This is a genomic window from Luteolibacter pohnpeiensis (assembly GCF_016595435.1).
GTDB classification, from domain to species: Bacteria; Verrucomicrobiota; Verrucomicrobiia; order Verrucomicrobiales; family Akkermansiaceae; genus Luteolibacter; species Luteolibacter pohnpeiensis.
Genome location: NZ_JAENIJ010000021.1, coordinates 65,174 through 84,444, shown reverse-complemented (window position 1 = coordinate 84,444; position 19,271 = coordinate 65,174). Strand labels below are relative to the sequence as shown.

General features: G+C 51.5%; 22 protein-coding genes. 20 read left to right on the top strand and 2 right to left on the bottom strand.

Annotated elements, in window-relative coordinates:
• Positions 1–194 precede the first annotated feature (194 nt).
• From JIN85_RS13525 to JIN85_RS13460, 14 genes are all read left to right on the top strand, one after another.
• Complete coding sequence (locus JIN85_RS13525; protein WP_200271613.1) at positions 195–608, top strand: hypothetical protein; 414 nt, start codon at positions 195–197, stop codon at positions 606–608.
• A 14-nt stretch (positions 609–622) separates the two neighbouring features.
• A complete protein-coding gene (locus tag JIN85_RS13520) occupies positions 623–1,078 on the top strand; it encodes a hypothetical protein (protein ID WP_200271611.1) in 456 nt (151 codons plus the stop codon).
• A gap of 67 nt (positions 1,079–1,145) precedes the next feature.
• A complete protein-coding gene (locus tag JIN85_RS13515) occupies positions 1,146–1,601 on the top strand; it encodes a hypothetical protein (protein ID WP_200271609.1) in 456 nt (151 codons plus the stop codon).
• 14 nt (positions 1,602–1,615) lie between these two features.
• A complete protein-coding gene (locus JIN85_RS13510) occupies positions 1,616–2,026 on the top strand; it encodes a DUF4279 domain-containing protein (protein ID WP_200271607.1) in 411 nt (136 codons plus the stop codon).
• Positions 2,027–2,112: 86 nt separating this feature from the next.
• On the top strand, positions 2,113–2,556 hold the full coding sequence (locus JIN85_RS13505; RefSeq protein WP_200271605.1) for a hypothetical protein: 444 nt from the start codon (positions 2,113–2,115) through the stop codon (positions 2,554–2,556).
• A 97-nt stretch (positions 2,557–2,653) separates the two neighbouring features.
• Positions 2,654–3,010, top strand: a complete 357-nt coding sequence (locus tag JIN85_RS13500; protein ID WP_200271603.1) for a guided entry of tail-anchored proteins factor 1 — start codon at positions 2,654–2,656, stop codon at positions 3,008–3,010.
• A gap of 43 nt (positions 3,011–3,053) precedes the next feature.
• On the top strand, positions 3,054–3,461 hold the full coding sequence (locus tag JIN85_RS13495) for a hypothetical protein (protein WP_200271601.1): 408 nt from the start codon (positions 3,054–3,056) through the stop codon (positions 3,459–3,461).
• Between the two features lie 58 nt (positions 3,462–3,519).
• Positions 3,520–3,906, top strand: a complete 387-nt coding sequence (locus JIN85_RS13490; protein ID WP_200271599.1) for a hypothetical protein — start codon at positions 3,520–3,522, stop codon at positions 3,904–3,906.
• 14 nt (positions 3,907–3,920) lie between these two features.
• A complete protein-coding gene (locus JIN85_RS13485) occupies positions 3,921–4,421 on the top strand; it encodes a DMP19 family protein (protein ID WP_200271597.1) in 501 nt (166 codons plus the stop codon).
• Between the two features lie 121 nt (positions 4,422–4,542).
• On the top strand, positions 4,543–5,073 hold the full coding sequence (locus JIN85_RS13480) for a hypothetical protein (RefSeq protein ID WP_200271595.1): 531 nt from the start codon (positions 4,543–4,545) through the stop codon (positions 5,071–5,073).
• Positions 5,074–5,137: 64 nt separating this feature from the next.
• Positions 5,138–5,503, top strand: a complete 366-nt coding sequence (locus JIN85_RS13475; protein ID WP_200271593.1) for a hypothetical protein — start codon at positions 5,138–5,140, stop codon at positions 5,501–5,503.
• Between the two features lie 294 nt (positions 5,504–5,797).
• Positions 5,798–6,274 (top strand): hypothetical protein, encoded by a 477-nt coding sequence (locus tag JIN85_RS13470; protein ID WP_200271591.1) that lies wholly within the window; start codon positions 5,798–5,800, stop codon positions 6,272–6,274.
• A 34-nt stretch (positions 6,275–6,308) separates the two neighbouring features.
• Positions 6,309–7,214, top strand: coding sequence for a PEP-CTERM sorting domain-containing protein (locus tag JIN85_RS13465; protein WP_200271589.1), 906 nt, complete (start codon positions 6,309–6,311; stop codon positions 7,212–7,214).
• 646 nt (positions 7,215–7,860) lie between these two features.
• A complete protein-coding gene (locus JIN85_RS13460; RefSeq protein ID WP_200271587.1) occupies positions 7,861–8,652 on the top strand; it encodes a slipin family protein in 792 nt (263 codons plus the stop codon).
• 63 nt (positions 8,653–8,715) lie between these two features.
• Here JIN85_RS13460 and proC read toward each other — a convergent pair whose 3' ends face one another.
• The gene (gene proC, locus JIN85_RS13455; RefSeq protein ID WP_234047424.1) at positions 8,716–9,522 is read right to left on the bottom strand and encodes a pyrroline-5-carboxylate reductase; all 807 of its coding nucleotides are present in this window, start codon (positions 9,520–9,522) and stop codon (positions 8,716–8,718) included.
• An 82-nt stretch (positions 9,523–9,604) separates the two neighbouring features.
• Between proC and JIN85_RS13450 the strand changes: the two genes are divergently transcribed.
• From JIN85_RS13450 to purH, 4 genes are all read left to right on the top strand, one after another.
• Positions 9,605–11,260 (top strand): tetratricopeptide repeat protein, encoded by a 1,656-nt coding sequence (locus JIN85_RS13450; protein ID WP_200271585.1) that lies wholly within the window; start codon positions 9,605–9,607, stop codon positions 11,258–11,260.
• A 271-nt stretch (positions 11,261–11,531) separates the two neighbouring features.
• Positions 11,532–11,825: an Asp-tRNA(Asn)/Glu-tRNA(Gln) amidotransferase subunit GatC gene (gene gatC, locus JIN85_RS13445; protein ID WP_200271583.1), complete on the top strand. Its 294-nt coding sequence runs from the start codon at positions 11,532–11,534 to the stop codon at positions 11,823–11,825.
• A gap of 32 nt (positions 11,826–11,857) precedes the next feature.
• Positions 11,858–13,267, top strand: coding sequence for an Asp-tRNA(Asn)/Glu-tRNA(Gln) amidotransferase subunit GatA (gatA, locus tag JIN85_RS13440; protein WP_200271580.1), 1,410 nt, complete (start codon positions 11,858–11,860; stop codon positions 13,265–13,267).
• A gap of 176 nt (positions 13,268–13,443) precedes the next feature.
• Entirely contained in the window at positions 13,444–14,985 is a 1,542-nt protein-coding gene (purH, locus tag JIN85_RS13435) for a bifunctional phosphoribosylaminoimidazolecarboxamide formyltransferase/IMP cyclohydrolase (protein WP_234047423.1), read from the top strand.
• Positions 14,986–15,123: 138 nt separating this feature from the next.
• Here purH and JIN85_RS13430 read toward each other — a convergent pair whose 3' ends face one another.
• A complete protein-coding gene (locus tag JIN85_RS13430) occupies positions 15,124–15,930 on the bottom strand; it encodes a PEP-CTERM sorting domain-containing protein (protein ID WP_200271578.1) in 807 nt (268 codons plus the stop codon).
• Positions 15,931–16,096: 166 nt separating this feature from the next.
• On the opposite strand from JIN85_RS13430, the gene JIN85_RS13425 reads away from it, so the two are divergent.
• The gene (locus JIN85_RS13425; RefSeq protein WP_200271576.1) at positions 16,097–18,127 is read left to right on the top strand and encodes an RNA polymerase sigma factor; all 2,031 of its coding nucleotides are present in this window, start codon (positions 16,097–16,099) and stop codon (positions 18,125–18,127) included.
• Positions 18,124–19,167 carry a hypothetical protein gene (locus tag JIN85_RS13420; protein WP_200271574.1) on the top strand — a complete coding sequence of 348 codons (1,044 nt, stop codon included), beginning with the start codon at positions 18,124–18,126 and terminating at the stop codon, positions 19,165–19,167. Before JIN85_RS13425 ends, JIN85_RS13420 begins: the two co-directional genes overlap by 4 nt.
• Positions 19,168–19,271: the final 104 nt, after the last annotated feature.

Here is a 19,271-nt window from a genome sequence, read left to right as displayed (position 1 = left end):
GATTTAAGCCTTTGTCTCCAGAGATGGAATCTAAGATTGATGCAAGCGATCCAACTAAGATATTTCCGAAAGCACCACCTAAACAAGCAGGAGAAGAAGTCAGTGGTGGCAACGGCGGATAAGCTCGGTAGTTCGCTTCGCTCTGGACGCCTTTTTCCCGCCGTGCCACACTTCAAACGTTCGGCAATGAATTCATGAACATCCCACGGAACATCTTCAAGCTCGCGGCCATCCTTGTGATGTGGTCGTCGTCCGCCCAGGCAGAAGAGCAAGCAGTCGAGTTCAACGCGAAAATCACCGAGATTAAGAATGCCAGACGCTACGACAGCACGACGATTGTCACTGGAGTCGATCCGCGATTTCTGGTGCGCGTGATTTTACTCGAAGATGCTCCGGGAGTCGGGAAGGCTGGTGATGCAATCAATTTCGCCATTCACAGCCCTGCCCGGGAGCTTCTGATCACCGATATCGAGGAGGCAACCAGCAAACCAATTCGACTGAATCTGGTCCAACCTTCCAAGTCTCTAAAGCTCTTGAGGCGAGCGGAAACCAAGAATTCCCAACAAGATGTTACAGGCAACGGGTATTCGCCCGTGCCTGGACTTTGAACGTTCTGCAAGAAATGAAGTCAATCTGCTATGCACTAGCTTTAGGCGTCTTTACTGCCGTCTGCCATGCTGGCGAAGAATGGGAAAGTGACTACCCGTTGATTTCCGGACGATATGAAGTGATCGGACGACACTGCGAATCGGAGAAGTTGTTTACTGGCACCATCACAATTCGCGAGGATCGGCCCAATGTGTTTGTCGTGACCCGAATCATTGATGGGAAGAAGATCATTGGCAGTGGCAAGGTTGAGTCTGCCACACCTGACAAGATCCCTGTTTTTCGCATTCGATTTGTAGAAGATGGCGTTGATTATGAGGGGACGTTTTTGTGGCGCGACGATCTCGACAACGAAGGTAGGATTAGCGGCTACGTTTACACCAAAGATTATCGGGGTAAGAAGCCCGGATTGGAAGCACTCTTCGCGGAGAAAAAATCCGCAGAACAAGTCGAGGCACCGAACCGGCGTTAACGTCCTTCATTGAATTCGAGCTTCCGTTGTCGCCGGTCCGGTGCTCTATAACATTCGGTAAGAAAAGATGAAACAGATTGCAGTTATACTTGGATTCCCCTATCTGGCACCAACGATTGCCCATCTGGCAGCCGTTCATCTTTGGAGTCTCGCGACTGAAGCGCCACACAGCACCGCAACGTTCTTCGGAGGGCAAGTCCCTGATTACTACATTATCGCGCCGATTATATTGTTTATCCAGATCTTGATCGGGATACCCGGCAGCCTGATTATCAAACGGTCAGCCTCTCGAAGAACTGCGATTCCATGCTGCGCGGTGATGAGCGGACTGCCCTTTGCTTTTCTCGCAACCAGCGGCGGGCCCGAGCAACTGACCTTATGGTCTCTGCTACCAATTTTGGGTATTGCAGGACTTTTCGGTTTGGGATCCTGCGTCTCATACTACTTCCTGTATCACCAGCGACAAAAGAAAACCGAACAAGTCGCTGGAGGCACCCAGCTGAAGCCGGTGCCTGATCCTTGACGTTCACTCAGATAATGCCGACTCATACTGCATACATTTATTTCGGCATACAAGGTGACTTCGACCCATACGAATTTGCCAATCGTATTAAGCTTTCGCCAGACGAGTGCGTCGCCAAACGCGCAAACAATCCAGATCACCAAATTCCAAAGGCTTCGCTTTTGCGTTACGCCCAAGTTGAGACTTTTTCAGATCTCATCGATATTTACGAACTCGCTGAGAGATCCATCGATATTCTTGAGCCACATCTGGATTCCCTGATCTCAGCGATTCGCGACTACGATGCGGATCCAATTTTCCAAGTGGTTTTGTATTACCCGGTTTCCGAAGACATTTCTACTCCAGCGTTTGGTTTCTCGAAGAGAGTCGTCTCGATCATCGCCTCAACTGGAGCCTCTATTGACATCGACACCTACAGATTATAACACCAAAGCGAACAAGGCGATGGAGGCAACCCGACTTTGCCGGTTGCCTCACCTTAACGTTCTGCAAAAAATGAAGAGTATCGCGAATGAATCCCGCTCTTAGTGCGCCGAAGCACGGATGCGCTGCATGGTTCCTCGGTTGCATCCTCTATTTGTTCTTGGCACTGAATGTCATCGGAGATGAAGGCATTATTGGATTGCTATCCCAATCTATCATCGGAGCGCTCTTCAGCATCATTCTCGTGGGTGTCGCCTGGATTGTCGGGCTCATCCTTCGCATCCCTTCCGTTGCCCGACTCTGGTATTCGAACGCTCTTCCATCGATCTCCGTTATTCTATTGGCGCTTGGCGTGCTTTACTACGGACGAGACCTTGGCTTCATCACGACCTATATTTCAACTGATGCCAATCTGCCGCTTCAAGACCTCCATCCAGCGGCTGCCTTCGGTTCGGTCTTCGCCGCAGTTTTTGGGACTCTGCATTTTTCTTCCGGCATCCGATCGCAATCAGACAAAAACAAAATCGGCTAACACGTCGTGGGTGGCAACGGCGAATATGCTCGCTCGTTCGCTTCGCTCTGTGAGTCCTCTTTTCGCCGTACCACACCTCGACGTTGGATCTATAAAAATGAATAAAAACAATATTATCGATTTTCTTCAAACTCGATGGAAACGCTTGATATTTATCACTCTACATTTTATCATCACAGCCACTCTCTTGGCAGCCATTGGCGCTGCTAGTATGGATCGAGCATTGGGTGAAGACAAAATGGGAATTAGTGATACGGAATTAACAGCCGTATTTATTATCTTGAATATTTTTTTATTTCCAATTGGATATTTATGCTATATCATCCATTGGATTAATGGCACTCTGGCACTTCCCGTATTGATCGCAAATAGTATTTCATTGGGTTTCACCCCAATTTGGATTAAGAAATTAAAGGAAACATCTAACAATCGGGTGGAGACCAATCGGGGATAGGCTTCACCATCCCCTCATGGCTTACCTGAAACGATCTACTCAAATGAAATCACACACTGTCATCGTGATTCTCGGTCTTGTCATTTCACTTGGCGCGATGCAGGCCCAGGAAGTGGCGGACGATGGTCTGAAATCACTCAAGGGTGAATTCGTGATTCGTGAAGTGATCTTGGACACGAAGAAGGCGAAAAAACTTTTTCCGTCGGAGAGTCCATTTGCTGGCAGAATGCTTGCCGTGAAACTCGAATTTATCGGTGTGGCCCCAAAATGGTTCGGGCAGCGGGCGAGATGGGTTCAATCGCTTGAATCACCTGGAGAGATTGCGATCGGGAGCCGATTTCAGGGCGAAGTCCACCGAGATACAAACTTCGGGTTTCATTTCCCGTGCTTCAGCCCAGTCCAGATCTACCTGAAAGAGGCAGAACAAGCCGGCTCGTCCAACGGCGGGTAACGTCCCAATTTTGATTCGAGCTTCTCCCCCCGCCGCGGATGACCTATACGTGCAAGAAATGAAGAAAGGAGCATTACTGGCGATTCCCTCGCTGCTTCTCGTCTCATGTGCCGGAGCGATTCCTTTCCCGTATCCACAGACAGTCCCAATCCCAACGTTTTCGGGGCGTGTTCATGGCTGGGGATCCGATGATGCGTGGGTTGAGGTGCAGGGTCAACCCGAGACCCGAACGACGGCCGACAGGAACGGCAATTTTGTGACGAGAGAAGGATCGGATTTCTACTTCGGGATGGATCAGGCGTATTTTTCCCGGGACTACCGGATGACAGCCTCTACGAACGGGAAGATTAACAAGAGCTGGCCGATCGAACGCCCACCTTTGATTGGTCGCTACGAGGGACAGCCCGACCACGACAAGCCTATCGGGCTGGGCGACCTGAGGTAACGAACAAAACAAGAATGCCAGTCATCGTGAACCTTAAAGCGATATACCACATCATCCAAGACCACTTCAACTATTTGAACCGTATTGATGCCTCAAGCCGTCCTCAAGAACGCAGCGGGGAGATTAAGCCGGGTTCGGTTGTCATGACTCTTCCCGAGATGGATCGCGATTTGTATTTTGTGCATGATGTGCTTTCGATCACCAACAATGCCGGCGTAGGAGCTTGGATCCACTACCATCGAGACGACGACGGATGGATCGACGACGCAGCACGAGCGTATCACGCGATAGGACACCACCAAGCAGCTGATGGGATACTCGCTGCACGGGATCACTATGACCATCACGCACCTCATCTTGACAATGTGGATTTCAGCCCTTTTGATGACAATATCATGTGCGAGGATGAGGCGATTTGTCGCAGCTTGTATCAGCATCTGACTTCCCGACACTTCCTGTTTAGAGGGCAAGAGCAGCCTGTTTCACAACACAAAGAAACAACCCAACGCGAGTAAGGCGGCGCACCTAACTGCGGACCCGCCATGTGTCGGAATTCCACCGTAATGACAATCTCAAACCAGAGTCGAAGTGCCGCCGCCGGTCAGCGGTAGGTGGCCTTTGACGTTCGATGAAGAAATGAAGAAACAGAAGATCATCGTCGGGCTTGCTTCAATCGCACTTCTCGCTGGGTGTGGTGTTGCCACCTATAAGAAGTCTGTACAGATCGATCTTGGCTCCGGAATGATTCGGGAGGAGCACAAGTCATTTTGGATCACTATCCACAGGTCACCGCCCAGGCAGACGACGATATCGCAGGCGCTCGGTAGGTCGATCCAATCAGGTAGATGGCTGACAGTCGCGGAAGAGGGCTTTTCCTTTCCGCGTAAGCGAATCGACTTTTGTTATCCACGAATGCTATTCTGGGTCGGAGCTGTCGACCGGTCGTTCAACAATCACAAGATATCCGCCACTACGGCAAAGATGACCTTGGAGGAACTTGAGAAGACAACGGATCCCTGCGTATTGAAGAGGCATTTGGAAAGTTTCTGGAATGTACTTGGAGACGATTTTGACGATTCGTGGGCCGATTCCGTAATCGAATCGGAGATCCTCCGCATCTGGCAGAAAACAACCATCGAACAAGCCGACTCATCTAATGGCGGGTAACGCCCCAATTTGAATTCGAGCTTCTCCCGCCGCCGCCAGAGCTCTAACGTTCAGCTGTAATCAAATGACTCATCCAGATCCAGAATTCCAAAAAGTTGGCGAATTGAGTCGCTACTGGATAAAATTACTTTTAAGCAAGCTTGCACTATTCACAGCAATCATTGCTATGCTGATATTACTCGGCATACTCCAAAAGAATGATCACATTGGTACATTTGGAACATATGCTATTCTCCTCCTCGCAATTGCAGGCATTGTGGCATTTTTTACTTGGGATTTAAGTCCATCTCTGAATTGTCCCCGGTGCCATTCCAAGATGCTCAAGCGCAAAGTTCACCCGACAAATTCATTGTCAGCTTCCGAAGAAGTTATGATTTTGTGTTGCCCATCCTGCAAAATCTATTTTGATTTGAAAGTCTCCATAGAATGACCCCAAACAGCGAACTAGGCTGTGCATCCAATGCGGGCTGCAACAGCAATCTTGGGATTACAATACAGGCAGACTTTATCTAACGCCATTTGTTGCCATACCAGATACCGATGAGGTGAAGAAGCGATTTCGAGGTGAATATCATCGTAGAAGACATCATGTTGATCAAATCTCACCAAGGAGACTGAAGCACAATACTCTCGAAGAAGAATCTAATTGGAAAAAGCCGAATGAAGCACTAGATATTGCTCGTTCAGTTGGCTCCGTGTCTCACTTTTTAACGTTTGGAATATCATGAAGAGCATCCTATCCGCATTAATCCTAGTTCTTTCAGTTTCCCATGTTCGTGCAGGTGAAGTGGTACTCCCCTATTCCGCTTTCGGCCCTCAGGTTGTCGCATACGAATTAATCGGAATGGAATGGTGGCAGTGGGATTCTCAAGGAGACGCTCATGATCATAAATACCCAATCAAGGTCGTCGTTTATTGGGATCAGACGCAGGAGGAGACTGCGAAGCGGCATCCGGTCGACCAGTCGAAGCTCCAGGATTTCCGCTATGTTGAATATTCAAAGGCCGTTGAGCACCTTGAAGCAAGCATCAAAGATTTCGCAGTAGAGAAGCTCGATGCATCAGCTATGGAGAAAGCTCTAGCCATACTCAAAAAGCGGAAAGCTGATGAAGGCAGCGATAGACAAGCCACTACCCGCTCCAAGTCGGATTCGGAGGGTGATGATGAACTTCAACCAGAGTCGGACGTACACTCCCGATAGCGTGGCACCAAGCCTAATAAGCTATATTGAATAAATGAAGTTCGATTTTACAATTATTTATATCACAACTTTCATATCACTTATTGAGCCAACACAAGCGGCGTTAAATATTTTGGTCACTGAGGGAAACCGTTTACTCGAATACTCGCCAGATGGTGATCTGGTGATGGATTATGGGGTAGTTCCTCATCCAGATACGACACGTTATGATGCCACGGATGTCGTGGCGACCCCTGACGGAAAAATTCATGTTCTCAATAGCGCGCCTGGCGACAATGACTATTTGAGCACGCTACAACCAAGCTCGCGTATCTGGAGTCACACTCCTGATCCAGCTGGCGGGTTTGGAAATGTGAGTGATGCAGATCTCTCGATTTTAGGAAATGTCGCTGTCACTAATAGAGTTATGTTTGACTTGAATCGTTTCACTGCCACTCAATTTTCAGTTCCTGGTTTCGGTGGTGTTGGCGAAGTATCATTTGGATTAGATGGCTTACTTTACGCGCTTGATTCAGGATCCCCGCGTGGAGGATTGCGGGTTCTTGATCCAACGGATTTCTCACTATTACGAGAGTTTGAACTACTAGACTCCGCAGGATTTCGTCTGGATGCACGCGGAATAGCAGTTCGCGAGGACGGTCAAATCTACATTGCAGATTGGAATGGTCGAATATACGAGTATGACCCTACTGGCAATTTAGTGAAGAGTGTTTACACAGGCACTGGCAACTTATTGGATATCGATTTGAGTGCAGAGGGAACTCTTATCGCTGGATCCCGATTCGGAGATGTTGTTGTAACAGATACTACACTTGCTACCATTTCGACGTTTTCAGTTGGATCCGGACTGGTTTATGTCGGCTTTCAGATTCCAGAACCAACGTCTCTTTCTCTAACCCTATTAGTAGGAATAGGTCTTCTCCGAAGAAAGCGTAGGTAGAACAAATCGCGAGGCCTCATCTGCGTGCGTGCATACGTCAGGTGAGCTAGATTTCTGGATCAGCGACTATTTCAATCCACTCCATGAAATCGAAACCACGGGAACGCCACTCCGCTGAGTTCAAAACCCAGACCTAGCTCACGCTGAGCGGCCTCGCAGATAACGAACTGCGTGAGCTACGGCACCAGAACTCAGTCATCAAGCAGGAAAATGACATTTGAAAAAAGCCGCAGTGATTTCTCAGAGCCCACCGGCAAACTTCAGCAAGTGATCTAAAAAATCCATCATGCCACCTGCTGCAGCATCTGCTGGATTTGCTCCGCGCTCAAAGGCTCAGGGGGCATCTATTCACTCGCCACCTTTCTAACACAGCTTCCGGCGCCTTCCAGGACATGAATTATGATTCGGATTACAAAATAATTGAAAAATAGAAGTGCGCAGGCAGATCCACAGTTTAGATTATCCCCAAGTGACAATCAAAAGATGTCTCATTTTCAAAACTCGAAGTATGAGTTCAACAAAGAACGATGCAGCATCCATCACGATGCTCGCCCCGTATCTATTTTTTCGTTCATGACTCCAAAAGTGACCGGATAGACACTCGATTCAAATCTCCGCTCTCCATACAAATTCAATCCATCTAATTATGATTGTATTTTTATTATTATTTGTGATTCTCATCATATTTTCAGCCTCTGGAATTAAAATCGATCGCGAATACCAACGAGGGGTCATCTTCCGACTGGGAAGATTTAAGCACATCAAAGGACCAGGGATTTACTGGATCATTCCCATGGTTGACCAAAAAGTTCAGGTCGACATTCGGACGGCTACGGTCGATATCGAATCCCAGGAAACAGTCACCCGCGACAGCGTCACGATTAAGGTCAATGCCGTTCTTTACTATAAAGTCAGCAATCCTGAAAAGGCGATCATTTCGGTCAAAAACTATCAAACTGCAACTTATCAGGCAGCTCTAACCACATTACGCAATGTGATCGGTCAGCATATTTTGGATGAAGTGTTGAAAGATCGAGATAAAATCAACAAGGCCGCACGCGACATTGTGGATCAAATCACCGATCCGTGGGGACTGAAAGTTGAATTGGTGGAAATGAAGGATGTGGAACTTCCTCAAACGATGCAACGGGCCATGGCAAGGGAAGCTGAAGCATCCCGTGAAAAAAGGGCACGTCTGATCAAGGCAGAGGCCGAACAGGAAGCATCCTTGAAATTAACAGATGCTGCGAAATCGATTTCAGAAAATCCCGCAGCTTTGGAGTTGCGGAGAATGCAAATGATCTCTGAGGTTGGCACTGAAAATAATACGACAACGATTGTGATCATGCCATCCGACTTCGTCACCATGGCGAAAGGGATCACTCAACTCGCACAAAATCGATCTTCAGAACAAAAGCCTCAATCGGATCAAACCTGATCCCCGCACGAATCAATCTCATTTGTCTCATTTGATCCTGCTAACGATCGGGATGAAGCGACTTTATTTTCCGCCCAGTTCGTTCGCCCGTTGGACCACGGCTTCCACGGCCTGGATCATTGCCGAGCGGGCGCCATTTTTCTCTAGCGAAGCCAGCGCGGCGATGGTGGTTCCAGCGGGTGAAGCCACCTTGTCCTTCAGGACGGCTGGATGTTCTCCGGTTTCCAAAACCATGGTGGCAGCCCCAAGGAAAGTTTGTGCGGACAATTGGATCGCATCAGCCCGGGAAAGTCCGGCTTTCACTCCCCCGTCAGCCAAAGCCTCAATCAGCAAGTAAACGTATGCTGGTCCACTGCCTGAAACGCCGGTCACTGCATTGATCAGTTTTTCCGGAACCCGAAGCGCGACTCCAACTGCTCCGAGAAGGCGCTGAGCCAATGCGGCATCGTCTTCCGTCGCATCAGCACCCAAACAATAGGCGGCGGCACCGCATCCGACGAGTGATGGGGTATTCGGCACTGAGCGGATGACTCGAAATTGATCCGGCAATCCGTCTTCCATGGTTTTGGCGGTTACCCCAGCGGCAATGGAGATGATCAAGGCGCCTTCGCCGCTTTGTGGGACCGATCGGATTTGTTCCAATGCTGCCGGAATATCCTGGGGCTTTGGGCATAGTAAAATGACCTCGCTGGTGGCCAGAACTCCCGCGAGATCGCTTGTTTTTGCACCTGTTTCCGCTGCAAAAGCGTCCCGGGAAGCCTGCGAGCGGCTGGTTGCCACGACCTCGGAGGGATTCACCACACCTGCCTGGATCGCTCCTTTTACCAATGCTGTTGCCATTTTTCCGCAGCCGATGAGTCCGAGTTTCATGGCCAGAGGCTAACCAGCACAACCGCAACTGGCCAACGTCATTTTGCTGGAGAAGCGTCAGAACCCATCCCATTGTCCGCGCATGAAACTCTGGTTCATCGCATGGCTCGCAACCTTCACCTTGGCTGCAGCGAAAGAAATTCCATCGGTTGAGGAGGCGATTCCGCCGTGCGTCAAAGCACTACAGGCTCCAACTCACACCGAATTCCCCCAAGGAATCAAGATGGCCGTCACGGCCAAAAATGATCATGTACAGGCTGAAGTTTTGGAGGGACTAAACCATTTGCACAGCGGTTGGGAATTTGAAGCTTCCCGGCATTTCGCTGTGGCGATGCGCGAAGACCCGGATTGCCTGCTCGCCACCTGGGGCATGGTGATGTCGTTGCTTGCTCCATCGCCTGAAACCAATCCTGCCCGTGATGCGGCTGCAGAGCGCTTGCTGTATCTCGTCGATGAAGGAAAAGGCAACGAACTTGAGCGCGGGTACGCCTACGGAATGATCAAGTATCTTCGCGAGGGTTCCAAAGAGGCGGCCAACGCCTTCTACAAAGTCGCTGAACGTTTTCCCAATGATTTGCAGGCCGCCATCTTCTCTTCGTTGTTCGGACGCGGTGGCTATGACGATTTTGATGAAGCGACTCCGGATCAAAAAAATTCGGAAAAAATCCTGGAGGGTCTGATTGCAAAAAATCCTGAAAATCCGATTCCCCTGCACGCCCTGCTTCTCATCCGGGCAGAGGCTCCCGATCTTACCGATTCCCTCCCCCTTGCGCGCAAGCTATGCCAGCTCAAGCCTGGCTACGCTCCCTATTACCACCTGCTCGGCCACTACGAGTGGCGCTGTGGTCATCACGCGCAGGCCGCATCTGCCTTCGGCAAAGCATCCTCTCTCTACAGCCAATGGATGAAGGACAATAAGGTTTCTGTCGCTGACGCACCACAATGGGTCCGTTCCGAGTGCTACCGCATCGTCGCTCTTGCCTCCAAAGGTGATTTCGACACCGCCTACGCTGCAGCCAAACAACTGGCAGCCACTTCCAGTCCAGCGGATCGGATGCAATCCGCAGGCGTTCACATGCTTTACTGGGAAGCCAAAACACTCCCAGCACGGCTGCTGATGCGGCGTGGCCTTCCCGGCACAACCGCTGAGGCTCTCCAGAGCTTGCCCAAGCCTGATGATCTCAAAAAAATTACCGATAAGTCATTGGCATTCTGGTGGATTGACGGTCTACGCATTTATCTGGATGCGAAGCGACTTCTGGAAGCAGAGCAATTGCAGCAAGCCATGCAAACCGCCGCAGTTTTGGCTCAACATGGATCCCGCATGTCGAAAATGCAGGAAGCCAGCAACCACACCGGTGAGCGCTCAGAATGGACGAAATCGCTCCATGCGCTTGAGATTTTAGCCACTGAGTTGAAGGGACGGGACGCTCTCGCCGGACCGGAAAGTGCCCATGGATCTGCATTTAACTGGTTCCGTTCTGCGACGGATCTGCAGAAACCTGCCGCCATGCTGTTCCCCCCGGCAATCCTGTCGCCGATGGCAAACCGCCTCGGCAACTACTACCTCGCTCTCAATGAACCGAAAAAAGCGATCGAGTCATTCCAAGAGGCACTCAAAGACTTCCCCAATGACAGCGATTCGCTGCAAGGACTCCAGCGCGCCTATAAAGCTGATGGCAACACGGTTGAGGCACAAAAAACCGACGATCTGATCCAATCGCTAAAATCCGAGTGATTTTAAAAAAATGGCCGCCAGAGGGTCCCTCCCCTGGCGGCCGAATATTGTCAGAACCAAACTCCCACACCCATGGGATCAAGGCAGACAATGGTTGCTGTATGCACCCTTACATAAAAATCGCTTTTAACGATTTTCATATTTTTGAGACATCCAAGCAATTTGAGCGTTCAAAGTTTTTGAAATTATTTCATTTTGCCAACATTCCGATTCCATCTGGTAGTGAACTTGGAACTTGGCACCTACCCTAGGTTTCGGAGACCTTCCACGCATGTCGCAGCCCGCCATCGACGTCCGCTACGTCGCCAACCTCGCCCGTCTGGAACTTTCTGACGAGGAAATCGCTACGTTCCAGCCCCAGCTGGAGGCCATTTTACGTCACGCAGAATCACTTTCCGCGCTGGATCTCTCGGGCATCGAAGCGTCCGCCCATGCCAACACGGTTTTCGGGCCGATGCGCGAGGACGTTCCGCATGAGAGCATGAGCGTCGAAACCGTGCTGCAAAACGCTCCAGATCAGGCACAAGGGCAGATCCGTGTGCCAAAAGTCGTGACTGACGCCTGAGCCCCGCATTTTCCATTTTTTTAGGACCCGCCATGACCATCGCCTCCCTCCGTCGGCAACTTCTCGCCGGTGAAACCACCGCGCCTGACATCGTCCGCGCCCTCTCCAAAGAGATCATCGCCCGCGATCCCCAGATCCAAGCGTATCTCTCCTACAATCTCGAAACCGCTTTGGCAGAAGCGGAGTCCGCCGATCTGGAAAAGCCGCTCGGCGGCATCCCGATCGCCATCAAGGACAACATCAACGTTCTTGGCCATCCCTGCGGCTGTTCCTCCAAGTTTCTCGAAAACTTCGTTTCGCCCTACGACGCGACGGTGATCAAGAAACTCCGCGCCGCCGGGGCGATTCCCTTTGGGCGCATGAACCAGGACGAATTCGCGATGGGTTCCGCTACGGAAAACTCCGCAGTCCAGATAACTCGCAACCCCCGGGATCCTGAGCGGATTCCCGGTGGATCATCAGGCGGTTCCGCAGCCGCAGTTGCCGACTTGACCGCGATCGCCGCGCTCGGATCGGACACTGGCGGCTCAATTCGCCAACCGGCCTCGCACTGCGGAGTCGTTGGATTGAAGCCTTCCTACGGCCGGGTATCGCGCTACGGTCTAGTGGCGTTCGCATCCTCATTGGATCAAATCGGTCCGCTCACCCAGTCGGTCGAGGATGCTGCGCTGATTTTACAAGCGATCGCCGGGGCGGACCCACACGATTCCACCTGCCTCACTGCTCCGGTACCTGATTACCTGGCGTCCTTGAATCACGGAGTAAAGGGCATGAAACTCGGTCTACCGAAGGAATACCTCGGTTCCGGCATTCACGATGGTGTGCGCCAGCAAATTCAGAAGTCGATCGATTCGCTGCAGGCGCAGGGCGCTGAAATCGTGGAAATTTCCCTTCCCCATACCGAACACGCGGTCGCAACCTACTACATCATCGCGCCAGCGGAAGCGTCCTCGAACTTATCCCGCTTTGATGGCATCCGCTACGGCCACCGGGCAGCCAATCCGGCTGACATCCTCGATCTTTACCAAAAATCCCGCGAAGAAGGATTCGGCGCGGAAGTGAAACGCCGGATCATCCTCGGCACCTACGTTTTGTCCTCCGGCTATTACGATGCCTACTACGGCCGGGCGCAGAAAGTGCGAACCTTGATCCGTCGGGACTTTGACGAGGCTTTCCAGCAAGTGGATGCCATTCTCGCACCGGTAGCGCCAACTCCAGCCCGCAAATTGGGAGCCGCTGGAAGCGATCCGATCCACGAGTATCTGTCTGATATTTTCACCCTCGCCGCCAACCTGGCCGGAGTGCCCGCCATTTCCGTCCCGGCTGGGACCACTGCCTACGACGGCGCGGATGCGCTCCCGGTTGGCTTGCAAATCATCGCCCCTCACTTGGCCGAAGCCAAATTGCTGCAGATCGCGAAAGCTGCCGAGATGGGTTCATAATCACTTTGGAAACCTGCAAAAATTCGAAGAGAATCATCGATTTCCAGTAAAATCAGCTCCAGCATAACCGCCCGATTCCCTCTTGCGCCTGACCTCAGCCTTCGCTACGGAGGTCCTCCACCCGATACTTCCTCCCCGAACAGGAACCATCTCATCACCCGCGAAAGATCAAATCCATGTCCATTCAACGCGCCCTCCTTTCCGTGTCCGATAAAACCGGACTCGTCGAATTTGCCCAAGAATTGCGCGACCTCGGCGTCGACCTTCTTTCCACTGGCGGCACCGCCAAAGCCCTGCGTGAAGCCGGCTTACCCGTCACGGATGTTTCCGAATTCACCGGTGCCCCCGAACTGTTCGATGGCCGTGTAAAAACGCTTCATCCAAAAGTCCACGGCGGCTTGCTTCATCGCCGCGATGATCAAGAGCATGTCGCACAGGCAAAAGCCAACGACATCCCGCCGATCGATCTGGTGGTCGTAAACCTCTATCCATTCGAGGAAACCGTGGCGAAGCCAAATGTCACGCTGGAGGAAGCCATCGAAAATATCGACATCGGCGGCCCATCCATGCTGCGCAGCGCTGCGAAAAACCATTCCCACGTCACGGTCATCGTCGATCCAGCTGACTACTCACGGGTGATTGAGGAAATGAAGGAAAACAACGGTGATACCACCAAGGGATTCCGCGAACAACTCGCCGTGAAAGTCTTCCTCCGCACCTCGCAATACGACGCTGCGATCAATAATTTCCTCGGTCAGAATCGCCAGGGCACCCGCCGGAATTTCTCACTCAATCTCCCTCTCGAGCAAGATCTCCGTTACGGCGACAACCCTCACCAAGCCTGCTCCCTTTACGGCAATTTCCGCCAGTTTTTCACCCAGGTCCAAGGCAAGGAGCTCAGCTACACCAACATCCTGGACATTGAGGCAGCAGCCGACCTGATCCTCGATTTCGTCCGCCCGACCGTTGCCATTCTCAAGCACACCAACCCCTGCGGTGTCGGTCAGGACGACGAGAATCTGCGCGAAGCGTGGCAAAAAGCCTACGAGACCGACCGCCAGGCACCATTCGGCGGCGTCATCGTGGTCAACCGCCCGCTCAACATCGAGCTCGCCCGTGTGATTTCCGAAATTTTCACCGATGTCATCATCGCCCCGGAATTCGAGGCCGATGCACGCGCGCTGCTGCAGAAGAAGAAAAACCTGCGGCTCATGAAAATGAACGATGCCTACATCACGGAAAAGAAATCAGCCGTGATTCGTTCCTGCCCCGGCGGCATCATGGTGATGGATCGCGACCACACCGCGCTTGGCCTCGAAAATCTGGAATCGAAAGTGGTGACCAAACGCCCGCCGAATGCCGAAGAAATGCGGGCGATGCGCTTCGGTTGGCGGATCGTGAAGCACGTGAAGTCCAATGCGATTGTTTACTCCAATTCCGACCGCACCCTTGGCATTGGCGCCGGCCAAATGAGCCGGGTAGACTCGTCCCGCATTGCGATTTGGAAAGCCAAGGAAGCTGGTCTTGATCTCAAAGGCTCCATCATCGCCTCCGACGCCATGTTCCCATTTGCTGACGGTCTCCAATCTGCCATCGATGCCGGCGCCACAGCCTGTATTCAACCTGGTGGCTCCATCCGCGATGAAGAAGTGATCGCCGCCGCAGATGCCGCTGGCATGGCCATGATCTTCACCGGTCATCGCCACTTCAGGCATTGATCCCGCCATTACCGAATCTTTTCAAAAAGAAAGCCTTGGAAGAAATTCCAAGGCTTTCTTTTTGCTCAAATGTCACAAAAAAAAGAGGCCGCAGCGAACTGCGACCTCTCCGAATTCTGAATCAATCAGTCCGTCAAATCAGTTACGGCGGCGGCGCAAACCGAGGCCGAGCAGTGCAGCACCGGAAAGAAGCGCTACACTCGGCTCAGGAATGGCTTCGCCACTCACAGCGAAAAGTGCAACGCGGCCACCTGACCCGGAGTTCGTCACATCGATCGAAACCAACTCTTTGGATTGATCTGCAAGGGCAAGATCAACCACGTATTCGTGAAGTCGGATTGCGTCGTTATTATTATCGAACAACAGCGTGTAGCCTTCCTCACTCTTGTTCGAGGCACGTCCTCCAACCAGATAAGCAGCTTCGGTTGAACCTGAATCAAACCAGTCGCGAGCAATTCCGTCCGGTGAGGAGAACGTTGCAGTGGTAAAATCCGAGAAGTGCAAGGTCACAGTCACCTCTGCGGCACCACCACCGGCAGCCGCACCGATGAAGACCAGAGATGAGTAGGAAGCGAGGCTATCGAGGGACAAAGTTTGGGTAATGCCTGATTCCAAAAGAAGTGCGTTATTGCCCGTGAAATTCTGGAAAACAAATTCCGCACCGCTCGGTCCGATACTGGTGTGAGTGCCAGCAACCAAACCATTGAAGTAGAATTCGTCGCCTTCATTACGCGTGTATGTTCCGGCTTCGATCCAAGTATTGTTTTCGGGAGTCCCATAACCACCATCCATGGTGGAGGTGACACTCTCGTTGTAAGGGCTCGGGTTATTAATAACGATATCCTCTGTCCATCCAGTGACTCCTACTGGAGTGTATGCGGCAAATGCAGTGCCTGATAGCAAAATAGGTGATAATACTAAGGTGAGGAGGCTTTTTGATTTCATCGCCTAAAATATCCCGAAAAACTACTCAATTGGTCAAGATTTTTGTTATTGACATTTCGCAATGACAATAATCAACAACCGTTTTAATTTCAATCATTGTATCGATCGATAAGGTGAAAAATAAATTGTCCGGTAGAACGCACCGGCGGTGTCTGATAGGAAAATCATGATCCAAGATTCCGATAATCTCCTGCTCCGATTTCATCGCGAACAATCGGAAACCGCCTTCCGCGAATTGGTCGCGTGTTATTCAACTTTGGTATTCCGAACCGCGATGCGCAAACTGAATGGCGATCGGGCTGCGGCAGAAGATGTATGCCAGGAAGTGTTTAGCTTGCTGGCAAAAAAGGCTCATCGATTGCGTGGTGTCGTCCTTTCATCCTGGCTCTATCGCCAGACCTGCCGACGAGCATCCAATCATATCAGAACCGAATCTCGCAGGCGGGTGCGGGAAAAAATCGCAGCCGAATCCCACGCACTCAACAGTCAGGTAAAAGTGACTCCCGAACTTTCCAATATGGATCTGGATGACGCGCTCAATCAACTACCCACTCCCGATCGGGACGCATTGGTCTTACGTTATTTCGAAGGGATGGATCATCGGACCATCGGCGGAATTCTAGGCATCAGCGAAGACGCCGCCCGCAAGCGGGTGAAACGAGCACTGGACCGCCTGGCAACCATGCTACGAAATGACGGCCTGGATCATTCCGCCGCCTTTCTTGGCTCGACCCTTGCCGGACTGCCAACACCTCCCCTGCCATCGACATTTGTGGCACAAATTTCCGCCAAGGCATGGGCCGGACATCAGGCGGCATCGTCAACCCTGATGTCCCACTTGGCTCCCATTGCAGCTGGAGTGGCTATCACTTCCATGATCGCGGCACCTTTCACCATGCGTAGGAAGAACGCAGTGGTTGCTACCCTGCCAAGCAAGCCGCCTTCGCATCCAATGGACCTGCTTTCGGAACGAGAAAGAGCTGTCGTATCCACCAGCTCGGATTTGCTCGAACAGCTCAAGCGTCTCAATGCCAAACCTCGGGATGAGACGACGCGGCTGCAAATGCTCGCCCTCACCGACTTGATCGGCGTAGCTGGATTCCCTGAGTTTTTTGCCGCCGCCAAAACCCGCCTTTCCCAGACCGAAAAGAATTCGATCTACTATTTGATCCTTGAGCAGGAAATGAAGCGCGCTCCCGCTGAGACGATGCTTTTTGTCTTCGATGCCAAAATCGGAGACAAAATTGACTCCGCCATGGGGACCAGGGTGATCGGTTATCTTTGGCGTGTCTGGTCGGGGTCCGATCCAATTGCCAGTGGCAAATGGATCGTAGAAAACTGGACCCATCGCGGCCTAACAAAATCATCGCGTGACGACATGGTGCTACAGGTAGGAAATGGCCTGTTTGTTGGTCAAGGAACCTCCGCCTTCAGTGAATTCCTTGCAGCCCTGCCGGATGCAGCAGCGCGCGAAAGGTTGATCCAAAAATTTAAGGATAACTTCAATACGGACTTGGGATGGGAAATGATGAGCAACCAAGACCGCATCGATCGGTTCGTGTTGTTAGACGAAGTCCCTGTGGCAGGAAAAAATCAATTGAAGATCGATCTGGCAAAACGCTGGGCCACGAAGGACCCGGAAGGCATTCTGCGAGCCATGAAAGCGGTTTCTCCCGAGGAACGATTCTATCTGACACTCGGGAGGTTTGCCACTGTTTATGAGGAGAACGTTGACACTCCAATGCTTGGAGGAGGTTTCCGCACATCAGGCAACCAAGTCAGCGATTCCTCCACACGCCTCCAACAGGCAGAACAAGCAGGATTGGACGCGGGATTGCCCCGCGACGCTGTGCTGGTCGAAATTGGTCGGGTTCATCTAACAGAACGAGCCGCTGAGGAAGCGATGACATGGTTCGATGATCATCGTGATGATGCGAATTTCGATTTATTAATCACAGAAAAAGTGCGGGACGTTGCACAATTCAATGGTTCAAGCAACTACGTCCCATTCGAAGTGCAAGCGATCGAATGGGCGAAAAGAATATCGGATCCCGCGCTGCGGCTGCAGCTTTCCCGCGGTGCCTTTACCAAGCTGCTCGGCCGCAGTCCGGAAGAAGCAATCGCGCTTGCGACACAACCCGGACTACCCACCGAGCTATCCCAAGCCTTCTCAACCATTATAACCGAGTTCCAATGATTCCGAGCAAACGTCAGCTACTCCTTTTCACGGCGGCTAGCGTGCTCACCGCCGCGATCTGGACCGCTTTTCAGACGCAGCAAAAACCGGTCGAGGACAGTCTTCCAATGGCGGCAAAGGTGAATTCCTCAGTTCCTGATATCGGAGAATTCCTGACATCATTGCAAGCTGCCAATACCGATGCCGAACGCTATCGTGTCACGCGGACACTTGAGAAAATTCCTCTTTCACAAATCCAGGCGACCTTGGAATCGATTCCATTGAAAGAAAATTCAGGCCTCACACAACCGGCGAAGCTGCTTCTCAACCGCTGGGGTTCAGAGGATGGAGAAGCCGCTACAGAGTGGGCTTGGATACACCTTCGGATGAAACAGTTGTGGCATGATGCCTTCGTCGAGATCGGTCCGGCATGGGCATGGGCTGATCCAGAGGGTCTTGCGGCGTGGGCGATCACAACCCAATGTTTCGACGATTCTGATGATAGCTTCTTGAGCCTCGCCAAAGGAGCTGAACTGGAACACCCAGTGCTCGAAAGGGGACTCATCAGCAAGATTGCCCAGTGGTTGGTGACCGATTCAGCGGAACTGGCCTTCAAAGTTCTCATTCAAAGCGGTACACTGCCCTCTGCCCCCAATGACATCATCTATAAGCGGCTCAACCGAGTCGAGGATGTGAAGGAAGCGCTCTTGGCCTTTGATCTAACCAAAGAGCCATCTGATGATCACATCGAAGATGCAATCAAGCGACTTCTCATGTGTTGGCAAAATATCGATGCAGAGAGCTTTGCGCAATCGGAATATGCAGACCGCTTTGAACTCCCTCCCTACGAATTTATCGGCAGTGACGTCATCATGATTACACCACCTTCCACGACATCCTCCCCCACCCCATATCCCCAAGCGACAAATTGGTATAGCAACTATGAAAGATGGAAGTATTCCAACGGACCTATGCCAGACATGAGCAATTGGAGTGCAGGAAAGATGCAGGCGTGGGAAGATCTGCAGGCGCTACTGCCCGAGTCTAGCGAAACGGATTGAAAAAAGCGTTATTATTAAAAACTCACCACTCATGGTTTTGCTTGCTTATGGATTGCGCAACTTAAAGCCAGCAACCGGATGAGCAACTTGGCAATTTCCCAGCC

What these genes read in the sequence shown, in the direction of transcription:
- JIN85_RS13525 (WP_200271613.1), top strand. Translation starts at nt 195, where the DNA reads ATGAACATCCCACGGAACATCTTCAAGCTCGCGGCCATCCTTGTGATG.
- JIN85_RS13520 (WP_200271611.1), top strand. Translation starts at nt 623, where the DNA reads ATGAAGTCAATCTGCTATGCACTAGCTTTAGGCGTCTTTACTGCCGTC.
- JIN85_RS13515 (WP_200271609.1), top strand. Translation starts at nt 1,146, where the DNA reads ATGAAACAGATTGCAGTTATACTTGGATTCCCCTATCTGGCACCAACG.
- JIN85_RS13510 (WP_200271607.1), top strand. Translation starts at nt 1,616, where the DNA reads ATGCCGACTCATACTGCATACATTTATTTCGGCATACAAGGTGACTTC.
- JIN85_RS13505 (WP_200271605.1), top strand. Translation starts at nt 2,113, where the DNA reads ATGAATCCCGCTCTTAGTGCGCCGAAGCACGGATGCGCTGCATGGTTC.
- JIN85_RS13500 (WP_200271603.1), top strand. Translation starts at nt 2,654, where the DNA reads ATGAATAAAAACAATATTATCGATTTTCTTCAAACTCGATGGAAACGC.
- JIN85_RS13495 (WP_200271601.1), top strand. Translation starts at nt 3,054, where the DNA reads ATGAAATCACACACTGTCATCGTGATTCTCGGTCTTGTCATTTCACTT.
- JIN85_RS13490 (WP_200271599.1), top strand. Translation starts at nt 3,520, where the DNA reads ATGAAGAAAGGAGCATTACTGGCGATTCCCTCGCTGCTTCTCGTCTCA.
- JIN85_RS13485 (WP_200271597.1), top strand. Translation starts at nt 3,921, where the DNA reads ATGCCAGTCATCGTGAACCTTAAAGCGATATACCACATCATCCAAGAC.
- JIN85_RS13480 (WP_200271595.1), top strand. Translation starts at nt 4,543, where the DNA reads ATGAAGAAACAGAAGATCATCGTCGGGCTTGCTTCAATCGCACTTCTC.
- JIN85_RS13475 (WP_200271593.1), top strand. Translation starts at nt 5,138, where the DNA reads ATGACTCATCCAGATCCAGAATTCCAAAAAGTTGGCGAATTGAGTCGC.
- JIN85_RS13470 (WP_200271591.1), top strand. Translation starts at nt 5,798, where the DNA reads ATGAAGAGCATCCTATCCGCATTAATCCTAGTTCTTTCAGTTTCCCAT.
- JIN85_RS13465 (WP_200271589.1), top strand. Translation starts at nt 6,309, where the DNA reads ATGAAGTTCGATTTTACAATTATTTATATCACAACTTTCATATCACTT.
- JIN85_RS13460 (WP_200271587.1), top strand. Translation starts at nt 7,861, where the DNA reads ATGATTGTATTTTTATTATTATTTGTGATTCTCATCATATTTTCAGCC.
- proC (WP_234047424.1), bottom strand. Translation starts at nt 9,522, where the DNA reads ATGAAACTCGGACTCATCGGCTGCGGAAAAATGGCAACAGCATTGGTA.
- JIN85_RS13450 (WP_200271585.1), top strand. Translation starts at nt 9,605, where the DNA reads ATGAAACTCTGGTTCATCGCATGGCTCGCAACCTTCACCTTGGCTGCA.
- gatC (WP_200271583.1), top strand. Translation starts at nt 11,532, where the DNA reads ATGTCGCAGCCCGCCATCGACGTCCGCTACGTCGCCAACCTCGCCCGT.
- gatA (WP_200271580.1), top strand. Translation starts at nt 11,858, where the DNA reads ATGACCATCGCCTCCCTCCGTCGGCAACTTCTCGCCGGTGAAACCACC.
- purH (WP_234047423.1), top strand. Translation starts at nt 13,444, where the DNA reads ATGTCCATTCAACGCGCCCTCCTTTCCGTGTCCGATAAAACCGGACTC.
- JIN85_RS13430 (WP_200271578.1), bottom strand. Translation starts at nt 15,930, where the DNA reads ATGAAATCAAAAAGCCTCCTCACCTTAGTATTATCACCTATTTTGCTA.
- JIN85_RS13425 (WP_200271576.1), top strand. Translation starts at nt 16,097, where the DNA reads ATGATCCAAGATTCCGATAATCTCCTGCTCCGATTTCATCGCGAACAA.
- JIN85_RS13420 (WP_200271574.1), top strand. Translation starts at nt 18,124, where the DNA reads ATGATTCCGAGCAAACGTCAGCTACTCCTTTTCACGGCGGCTAGCGTG.